The following is a 10,114-nucleotide window of genomic DNA, read 5'->3' on the forward strand; positions in this document are numbered from 1 at the left end:
CATCAGTATAATTTACATTGTGGTGATCTTCGTATTTTCCTTTAATATTCATTAATATTTCAATGGTTTCCTCCACTGTGGTTGGCTCTACCATTACTTTTTGGAAACGTCTTTCAAGAGCACCGTCTTTTTCAATATACTGTCTGTATTCATCCAGTGTAGTTGCTCCAATACATTGAATTTCTCCCCTTGCTAAAGCTGGTTTAAACATATTTGAAGCATCCAAACTGCCTGTTGCGCCTCCTGCTCCTACAATAGTATGGATCTCATCTATAAACAGAATTACGTCATCATTCTTTTCCAACTCGTTCATGACGGCTTTCATCCGCTCTTCAAACTGTCCACGATATTTTGTGCCAGCAACCAGTGAAGCCAGATCTAAAGTAACTACTCTCTTATTATAAAGGATACGTGATACCTTCTTGTTAATGATTCTAAGTGCTAAACCTTCGGCAATGGCACTTTTACCAACACCAGGTTCTCCTATAAGAAGTGGGTTATTTTTCTTTCTTCTGCTAAGTATCTGAGAGACCCGCTCAATTTCTTTCTCCCGTCCTACAACAGGATCTAATTTGTTATCTTCTGCAAGCCGTGTTAAATCTCTTCCAAAATTGTCCAAAACAGGTGTTTTGGATTTTTTATTTCCTTTTTGACCGGAAGCCGATCCAAAAGATCCTTCCTTGCCTTCCACAGGCTCATCGGAATCACTGGGAAAAGATTCTGAGGTAGGAGAATCAATATAGTCGTCCTCACTCGTGATCATAGATTTAAACTGATCTTTCACTCCATCATAATCCACTTTAAGTTTATGGAGTAATTTTGTGGTTGGATCGTTTTCATTTCTAAGGATACACAAAAGTAAATGCGCAGTATTTATTGAAGAGCTTTGAAATAATTTCGCTTCCAGGAAGGTAGTTTTTAGTGCACGTTCTGCCTGTCTCGTCAGATGAAGGTTTTTTTTGTCTTTTTGGATACCTCCGGAATTTGGATTGGCCGGACTCAAAATTTCCACTTTGCGCCTCAGGTGATCCAGATCCACATCGAGTGCATCCAGAATACTAATTGCTTTTCCATTTCCATCGCGCAGCAATCCCAGCATTAAATGCTCCGTACCAATAAAATCATGGCCGAGTCTTAATGCTTCTTCCTTGCTGTAAGCAATTACATCTTTTACTCTAGGTGAAAAATTATCATCCATAAAATTTTCTTAATCAGTAATAAAATTAGTAAATCTATTCTTAAGAACGACAAATACCGTACCTATATTCGACAAACTTGGACTAAATGACGAAAAAAACACGGATTTACAAAAAAATTAACAACCTAATTATTAACGAAACCCCTATCCGGATGTGTTGATAAATTCTTTAATAAACTACTTGGAACATGCTTCGTAAGCTATGATTTTGCGTATATTGGCCTGAATTTTTAATTACAATAAAGCAATAAGATTTTTATATGGCTGAAGGAGAAAAATTGATCCCTATCAACATTGAAGATGAAATGAAATCAGCCTACATTGACTACTCAATGTCGGTCATTGTGTCACGTGCCCTTCCCGATGTCAGGGATGGTCTAAAGCCGGTTCACAGGAGAGTTTTATACGGTATGCACGACTTAGGTGTTCGTTCTTCAAGTTCACACAAGAAATCTGCCAGGATTGTTGGGGAGGTTTTAGGAAAGTATCACCCACATGGTGATACGTCTGTTTATGATAGTATGGTACGAATGGCTCAGGAATGGAGTCTCAGATACATGTTAATTGACGGGCAGGGAAATTTTGGATCTGTAGATGGCGATAGTCCTGCGGCAATGAGATATACAGAGGCCCGTATGCGCAAGATTGCGGATGAGATGCTGGCAGATATCGATAAAGATACCGTGGATTTTCAGCTTAATTTTGATGATTCTCTTAAAGAACCAACAGTTCTTCCCACCAGGATTCCAAATTTATTGATCAATGGCGCCTCAGGTATTGCAGTGGGTATGGCAACCAATATGCCACCACACAACCTTTCAGAAGTAGTAGACGGAACAATCGCTTATATTGATAATAAGGATATAGAGATAGATGAATTAATTACACACATTAAAGCTCCCGACTTTCCTACCGGGGGGATCATATACGGTTATGATGGTGTAAAAGAAGCTTTTCATACAGGACGTGGTAGGGTTGTAATGAGGGCCAAAGCCACTTTTGAGGAAGTTCAGGGCAGGGAATGTATAATTGTCACAGAGATTCCCTATCAGGTCAATAAGGCAGACATGATTAAAAAGACTGCCGATTTGGTCAATGAAAAAAAGATAGACGGTATATCATCTATTAGGGATGAGTCAGATAGAAAGGGAATGCGAATTGTATATATCCTTAAAAGGGATGCCATTCCAAATATTGTTCTTAATACATTATATAAGCATTCAGCATTACAGTCTTCCTTCAGTGTGAATAACATAGCGTTGGTAAATGGAAGACCAAAAATGCTTAATGTAAAAGAGATCATTCATTATTTTGTTGAGCATCGCCATGAAGTAGTGGTAAGGCGTACCGCTTTTGATCTGAAAAAGGCTGAAGAAAGGGCTCATATATTGGAGGGGCTCATTATTGCCTCCGATAATATTGATGAAGTTATCGCTATCATAAGAGCGTCTTCAAATGCAGATGATGCCAGAGAGAACCTCATAGAAAGATTTAAATTATCTGAACTTCAGGCCAAGGCTATCGTGGAGATGCGTCTTCGCCAGCTTACAGGGCTTGAGCAGGATAAATTGCGCTCCGAATACGATGAGATTATTTTGACAATTGCCGACTTAAAGGATATCCTAGCCAATGAGGATCGAAGAATGCAGATTATTAAGGATGAACTTCTGGATATAAAAGAACGCTATGGAGATGCAAGAAGATCAGAAATAAATTTTGCCGGAGGCGACCTGAGTATAGAAGATATGATACCTGACGAACAGGTAGTAATCACAATTTCGCATGCAGGTTACATAAAAAGGACTCCGCTAAGTGAGTATAAAACACAGCACAGGGGTGGAGTAGGGCAAAAAGCCTCATCAACCAGGACTGAGGATTTCCTTGAGCATCTTTTTGTTGGTACCAACCATCAATATATGCTTTTCTTTACCCAAAAGGGCAAGTGTTTCTGGATGCGGGTTTATGAAATTCCGGAAGGTAGCCGTACATCAAAAGGCAGAGCCATACAAAACCTGGTGAATATAGAACAGGATGATAAGGTAAAAGCGTTTATATGTACCAGAGATTTAAAGGATGAGGAATATGTTAATGGCCATTACGTTATTATGGCCACTAAAAAAGGTACAGTTAAAAAAACCTCACTAGAACAGTATTCCAGGCCACGTCAAAATGGAATTATTGCAATTAATATAAGAGAAGATGATGAGCTCCTGGAAGCTAAACTAACCACAGGTACAAGTCAGATTTTACTCGGGCTTAAATCCGGTAAGGCTATCAGGTTTGAAGAAAGTAAGACCCGACCTATGGGACGTAATGCTTCTGGTGTACGTGGCATAAGATTGGCGGATGAAAAGGATGAGGTCGTTGGTATGGTCGCTGTAAATAATTTTGATGACGAAATATTGGTGGTCTCGGAGAATGGATATGGAAAAAGATCCAGTATTGATGATTACAGGATTACCAATAGAGGAGGTAAAGGCGTGAAGACCATCTCCATAACCAATAAAACAGGGGGTCTGGTGGCTATTAAAAATGTTTCTGATTCTGATGACTTAATGATCATAAATAAATCTGGTATAGCCATAAGGATGAGTGTTGATGATTTGCGTACTATGGGTAGGGCTACTCAAGGTGTTAAGTTGATCAACCTGAAAGACAGTGACTCCATAGCAGCCGTCGCCAAAGTAATGAAAGATGAGGATAATCTGGATGAGGTTGATATTATGGATATTGAAGTAAAAGCGGAAGATGGCACGGCTATTGATATGGATAGCCCGGAAACTGATAAAGAATAATCAATAAACACTAATAAGTAAATTTAATTTTAAGATGAAGACTAAACTTTTAATTCTGGCAGCTATATGCTTTACGCTAGCCGGATATTCACAGAAAACGGAACTTAAAGCCGCTGATAAAGCATTAAAATCTGGTGATACCGCATCTGCCAAAGCCTCTTTGGATGGAATTCAAGGCATGATCAGTGGAGCGGATGAAAAAACTCAGGCAGAGTATTTCTTTCTTAGAGGTAAAACCTATGCGGATCTTGCCAATAAAGGTGATAATGATGCTTTTAATGAAGCAGTTGATTCTTTTAAGAAGGTCTTGAGTATTGAAGGTGATAAAGGAAAGCATGCCGCTGAAACAAAGCAGCGCATGGCAGCTATAACAGCTGATCTGGTAAATTCTGCGGTTGCGGATAATGGTAAAAAGGAATTCAAGAGCGCGGCAGATAAGCTCTATTTAAGTTATAAGTTGAGCCCAAACGACACTATTTATTTATATTATGCCGCGAGTAGTGCCGTAAATGGCGGACTTTATGAAGAAGCTCTTAGTTATTACGAGGAATTAAGGGATATTAATTATGATGGTAGTGGCGTGGTTTATAAGGCTACTAATTTAGCAACTGGTGAACAGGAGATGATGGATAAAACTCAAAGGGATTTGATGATAAAGTCTGGTGCTTATAATGATCCTGTCGATGAAAAATCTCCATCAAAAAAAGCCGAAATAGTTAAAAATATGGCTTTAATTTATTCACAATTAGGTCAGGACGATAAAGCACTTGCTGCATTTGCAGATGCCAGGGCAAGCGACCCCAATGATGTAAATTTGGTCCTGAATGAAGCTAATTTACAATATAAATTAGGTGATAAGGATAAGTTTAAAACACTTATGGCAGAAGCGGCTGCAATGGCCCCGGATAATGCGGATTTGCAGTATAATATAGGTGTAATTAACATGGAACAGGGCAATATTGAGGAAGCTCGCACGGCTTACAGAAAAGCCTTGGAAGTAGACCCTGGATATGTAAATGCACAATTGAATCTTTCAACAACCTATGTAGATGAAGGCAATGGCCTAATAGACGAAATGAACAGTTTAGGAAATTCCAAAGCAGATATAGCGCGATACGAAGAAATAAAGAAGCATAAAGATGATCTTTTTAGGGAAGCTGCCCTTATTTTGGAAGATGCTCTTAAATTGAAACCTGAAAACCAGAGCATACTTACTCAACTTAAGAATATTTATGGTGCTTTGGGGGATACAGAAAATTTTATGAGAATTAAAAAGTTACTGGGAGAATAACAAAGGTTATATATCCATAAGAAAAACCCTGGCAATCAATTTGTCAGGGTTTTTTTATAGTATCTTTTTTATAACTCTTAATTTGTGGGTGTAGAGTTTCTGTTCTGTATTGAAGATGCCGGTATGGTCCAGTCTGTCAATTCTTACTTTTTCGTGTACATGGATGATAAAATTATCTTGCATAATAAGACCTACATGATTTATACGGCCCTCATTATTATCGAAAAAAGCAAGGTCCCCCGGTTCGCTTTCTTCAATAAAACTAAGTGCTTCACCCTGGGTAGATTGTTCTTCTGCTCTTCTTAGAAGTTTATATCCATTTATTTTGTAAACCATTTGTGTAAAGCCGGAGCCATCTATACCAAAAGGTGTTTTCCCTCCCCATAAATAGGGTGCATTTAAATAGTGAAGCGCGGTATTAATAAGATTGGATTTCCCTTTTTTAGCAGCTATTGAAGTCCCTTCAAATTTATGACCAAGTAAGTTTGTATTCTGAACAACTGAACCAAGAACTATGGGGATCAATATACTTTTACTATTACTTACATAAGATACCAGATCTGCAGCAAAATTATTATCCCCTGATTTTTTTAGATTTTTATAATCCTGTTTGTGGATTGGAGTAAATTGATTGTTGCGAATCCATCCCTCGCAACCATCAAAGTCATCGCGAACCTTACTCCAGTATTTTCTTTTTTCCAGGATTTTGATATGATCTCCATAAAGAAGCTGTGTCACCATCTCGCTTGTATCTTCTGCAAGAAATCGTATAGGTACAATACTAAGGTGACAAATACCGTGATGCATAGGCTACCGTTGCAGCAAAAATTAATTTCTTTCCAAAATAATTGCTGAAGCTCCTCCACCACCATTGCAGATAGCGGCAGCTCCTATTTTGCCATTATTTTGCTCTAAGACACTTAAAAGGGTAATGATTATCCGGGCCCCGGAGCATCCTAAAGGATGTCCAAGGGAAACCGCGCCACCATTCACATTTACATTGTTATCCTGGAGTTTCAATAGTTTCATATTGGCCAGCCCTACTACTGCAAATGCCTCGTTAAACTCAAAATAATCAACATCCTCCATAGATATTCCTGCTTTGGCAATGGCTTTGGGAAGTGCCTTGGCCGGTGCTGTTGTAAACCATTTTGGTTCCTGGGCTGCATCGGCATAACTTTTAATGCTGGCTATGGGCTTTAAACCAAGTTCTTTGGCTTTTTCTGCGCTCATTAAGACCAGGGCAGCCGCACCATCGTTAATAGTTGATGCATTGGCAGCTGTAACCGTACCGTCTTTGCTGAAGGCAGGTCGTAATGCAGGTATCTTATCTAATTTAACATTCTTATATTCTTCATCTTCGCTTACAATAATTGGTTCACCCCGTCGCTGAGGTACTTCAACCGGAACAACTTCATCGGAAAATTTTCCCGATTTCCAGGCCTCGGCAGATCGTTTATAGGACTGGATGGCAAAGTTATCCTGATCCTCCCTGCTGAAATCGTATTCAACTGCACAGGCATCTGCACAAACTCCCATGGCATTCTGGTCGTAAACATCAACCAAACCATCTTTTTGCATGCCGTCTAATAGTGTTGAAGGGCCAAATTTCTGACCTGTTCTCATATGCAGGTAATGTGGAATAAGGCTCATATTCTCCATCCCCCCTGCAATAACCACAGAGGTGTCACCTAGTGCAATAGACTGTGCCGCCTGCATCACCGCCTTCATTCCAGATGCACAGACTTTATTTACTGTAGTGCAAGGAACAGTGTCGGGGATACCGGCAAATATGGCGGCCTGTCTTGCCGGAGCCTGTCCGGTTCCTGCCTGTACCACGTTGCCCATAAGTACTTCATCAACTTCATCAGGACTCATGTTAATTTTATCCAGGGCACCTTTTATTGCAATAGCCCCTAACTTTGGAGCCGGAATAGTGGATAGAGAGCCCATAAAACTGCCAATAGGTGTTCTGGCTACAGATACAATAACAACCTCTTTCATATGAAAATCCATTAATTACACGAAATTAATAAATTAAAGTGCAATGCATTGTGTTTAGTCCCTAAAAGGCAACCGATGATGCTATTATTTTCTATTTTTGAAGAAGATACTTTCTGAAATGGCCAAAACCTTAGACAGCGTTTATAAAAACCAATCACTTATCTACAAATACATTCTATATGTTATAACTATAGCCTGTATTGTATTTTTCTTTCCCAGAGGAGGAAAGTTCAAATATGAATTTCAGAAAGGTAAACCCTGGCAGTATGAAAACCTTTATGCCCCCTTCGATTTTTCCATTAAGAAAACAGCCGATGAAATTGCTGAAGAAAGAAATGCGATTGAAAGTGATCAGGTAGATTATTATCAGTATGACGAAGTAGCGGCCTCCGAAGCCTACCAGATTTTTGCAGATAAATTTCCGGTTGTTTTCAGTACCGAAAAATTTAGTAACAGATCAAGGCGTATTTTAGAATCGGTCGGAAAAGATTTTCTGGATACCATATATAGCTACGGAATCTTAAGAAAGGTAGATGAACTAATCTCCAAAAACAGTCTTTATCTTATAAAGGACAGTGAAGCAAGGCGATTACCATCTGATGCACTTTATAGAATGGGGACGATTGATGACTCTATAACCAAGGTGCTCAATGACAAGAGACTTGGAAGTTATGATGCAGACTTTAAAACTCTATTATTTGATGTGCTGCAACCCAATGTCTCCTTTGATGAGGAACTTACCAGAAGGGAACTGGAGGAAGCCCTTTCTGAAATCTCCTTAACAAGAGGTAATGTAGATGAAGGAAAACTTATAATTGCCAGGGGAGAGGTAGTAGAGGCTGATAATTTGAAAATACTGGAGTCCTTAAAAGCGGAATATGAATCGGAATTATGGACTGAAAACAATTACTATTTTATCCTTTTCGGGTATACCATTCTTGTGGCCCTGGTACTGATGATGTTGTTTTTGTTTCTCAAAAAATACAGGCCCGAAGTTTTTAGGAACAACGTAAAAGTGACCTTTATTTTCTTTAATATTTTACTCATGGTATTTATAACCACACTGGTGGTAAAATACAATGAGGCTTATGTTTATGTGGTACCGTTATGTATAATGCCCTTAATACTGAAAACCTTTTTTGATGCGCGGCTTGGACTTTTTGTACATGTCTTAACAGTACTTATTTTAGGCTTTGTGGTTCCCAACAGCTTTGAATATATTTTCCTCCAGATCATAGCGGGGATTGTCACCATTCTAACTGTCTCTGAACTCTATAAACGGGCAAATTTATTTATTTCTGTAGGACAGATAACCCTTATCTACATTATTGGTTATTTTGCTTTTCATATTATTCACGAAGGCAACCTTGATAATGTAAACTGGTACATATTTGGGTTTTTCTTTTTAAATGGAATGATTACCCTTTTCGCACAACCACTAATCTATATCTATGAGAAAATGTTTGGGATGGTCTCAGATGTTTCCCTGCTCGAATTATCTGATACGAATTCCAAATTACTGAAAGAGTTATCTAACAAAGCTCCGGGGACCTTTCATCATTCGCTTCAGGTTGCGAATCTGGCCGAAGCTTCTGCAAATGAAATTGGTGCCAATGCCATGCTGGTCAGGGTTGGGGCATTATACCACGATATTGGTAAAATGAACAATCCCACCTATTTTACTGAAAATCAGGTAACCAGTATAAATCCGCATGACGACCTGGATCCTAAAGAAAGTGCCAGGATAATCATCAATCATGTGATTGAAGGAATAGAACTTGCCAGGAAATACAATCTGCCAGACAGGGTAATCGATTTTATAAGAACGCATCATGGAACCAGTTTTGTGTATTATTTTTATAAAAAACAGCAGGAATTAGACCAACCATTTAAGGAATCAGATTTCAGGTATCCCGGACCAATACCCTTTTCCAAGGAAACCGCTATTTTAATGATGGCAGATTCTGTAGAGGCAGCCTCCAAGAGTTTAAATAACCCAACCTATCAGATTATAGACCAATTTGTGGAAAAGATCATAACCGGACAAATGAATGGGAATCAATTTTTAAATGCTAACATTACATTTAAAGAAATTCAAATGATTAAGAAGGTACTAAAGCAAAAATTGACCAATATCTATCATCTTAGGGTAGAGTATCCTGAATAGCCAGCCAATTAATATAGATGTTCTAGGGAGACCAGATCTGATGACTTAATGTTTTATACTTTATTATTTTAGTTAATATAAAGATGCCGGCTCTTAAGAATTAAAAATTAGAAACGATACAATTTTTGAAGGAATTATGTGATATGAACAATTTACTCCTCAGAATCATCCATTTCTAAATTTTCTTCCTCCTTGTGGTTATCAAATTCATTGTCATCATTATCATCCTGATCCTCATCAGGATCAAAATCCTCCATAGCGGCAACAAGGCGTTTACTTATTTTCACCAGATAAACGGTGTCATTGGTTCTGACTTCTACACATTCAACAACTTCATTTTGTGCATTTTTAAAAGTTATAATATTGTCTTCATCATACCCATCAGGATATTTTGTTACCAAAAGATCAAGGATATCATGGGTAAGCTTTTTATAGTCAACAATTACTCTGCGGAGGGGCGAATTTGTCTTTTTCATTTTTATAGATTCAATAGATAGGCAAAGATCAAGGGAGCAACAATAGTAGCATCACTCTCTATGATAAATTTAGGCGTATTAATTGCTAACTTACCCCAGGTAATCTTCTCATTGGGTACAGCACCCGAATATGAACCATAACTTGTGGTAGAGTCGCTAATCTGGCAGAAGTAACTCCAAAAG

General features: G+C 38.5%; 8 protein-coding genes. 3 read left to right on the forward strand and 5 right to left on the reverse strand.

Going from position 1 to position 10,114, the window contains the following annotated elements; translation table 11 throughout:
- The coding region (locus tag WBM60_RS12585) for a Clp protease N-terminal domain-containing protein (RefSeq protein ID WP_424283143.1) at nucleotides 1–1,198 on the reverse strand (1,198 nt) is incomplete at its 3' end.
- A gap of 260 nt (nucleotides 1,199–1,458) precedes the next feature.
- Here WBM60_RS12585 and gyrA point away from each other — a divergent pair.
- Together gyrA and WBM60_RS12595 are read left to right on the forward strand one after the other, a co-directional pair.
- Nucleotides 1,459–3,993: a DNA gyrase subunit A gene (gyrA, locus tag WBM60_RS12590; RefSeq protein WP_424258596.1), complete on the forward strand. Its 2,535-nt coding sequence runs from the start codon at nucleotides 1,459–1,461 to the stop codon at nucleotides 3,991–3,993.
- 34 nt (nucleotides 3,994–4,027) lie between these two features.
- Complete coding sequence (locus tag WBM60_RS12595) at nucleotides 4,028–5,284, forward strand: tetratricopeptide repeat protein (protein WP_424283144.1); 1,257 nt, start codon at nucleotides 4,028–4,030, stop codon at nucleotides 5,282–5,284.
- A 54-nt stretch (nucleotides 5,285–5,338) separates the two neighbouring features.
- On the opposite strand, the gene WBM60_RS12600 is transcribed toward WBM60_RS12595, so the two are convergent.
- Together WBM60_RS12600 and WBM60_RS12605 are read right to left on the reverse strand one after the other, a co-directional pair.
- The gene (locus WBM60_RS12600; RefSeq protein WP_424258601.1) at nucleotides 5,339–6,091 is read right to left on the reverse strand and encodes an NlpC/P60 family protein; all 753 of its coding nucleotides are present in this window, start codon (nucleotides 6,089–6,091) and stop codon (nucleotides 5,339–5,341) included.
- 21 nt (nucleotides 6,092–6,112) lie between these two features.
- Nucleotides 6,113–7,288, reverse strand: coding sequence for an acetyl-CoA C-acyltransferase (locus WBM60_RS12605; RefSeq protein ID WP_424258603.1), 1,176 nt, complete (start codon nucleotides 7,286–7,288; stop codon nucleotides 6,113–6,115).
- 118 nt (nucleotides 7,289–7,406) lie between these two features.
- Between WBM60_RS12605 and WBM60_RS12610 the strand changes: the two genes are divergently transcribed.
- Nucleotides 7,407–9,455: an HD family phosphohydrolase gene (locus WBM60_RS12610; RefSeq protein WP_424258618.1), complete on the forward strand. Its 2,049-nt coding sequence runs from the start codon at nucleotides 7,407–7,409 to the stop codon at nucleotides 9,453–9,455.
- A 152-nt stretch (nucleotides 9,456–9,607) separates the two neighbouring features.
- Here the strand turns inward: WBM60_RS12610 and WBM60_RS12615 are convergent, their stop codons facing one another.
- Nucleotides 9,608–9,931 (reverse strand): hypothetical protein, encoded by a 324-nt coding sequence (locus WBM60_RS12615; RefSeq protein WP_424258605.1) that lies wholly within the window; start codon nucleotides 9,929–9,931, stop codon nucleotides 9,608–9,610.
- 2 nt (nucleotides 9,932–9,933) lie between these two features.
- On the reverse strand, nucleotides 9,934–10,114 hold a 181-nt coding region (locus WBM60_RS12620), incomplete at its 5' end, for a deoxyhypusine synthase family protein (RefSeq protein WP_424283145.1).

Source organism: Eudoraea sp., from assembly GCF_049669105.1.
In the GTDB taxonomy this organism is placed as follows: Bacteria; Bacteroidota; Bacteroidia; order Flavobacteriales; family Flavobacteriaceae; genus Eudoraea.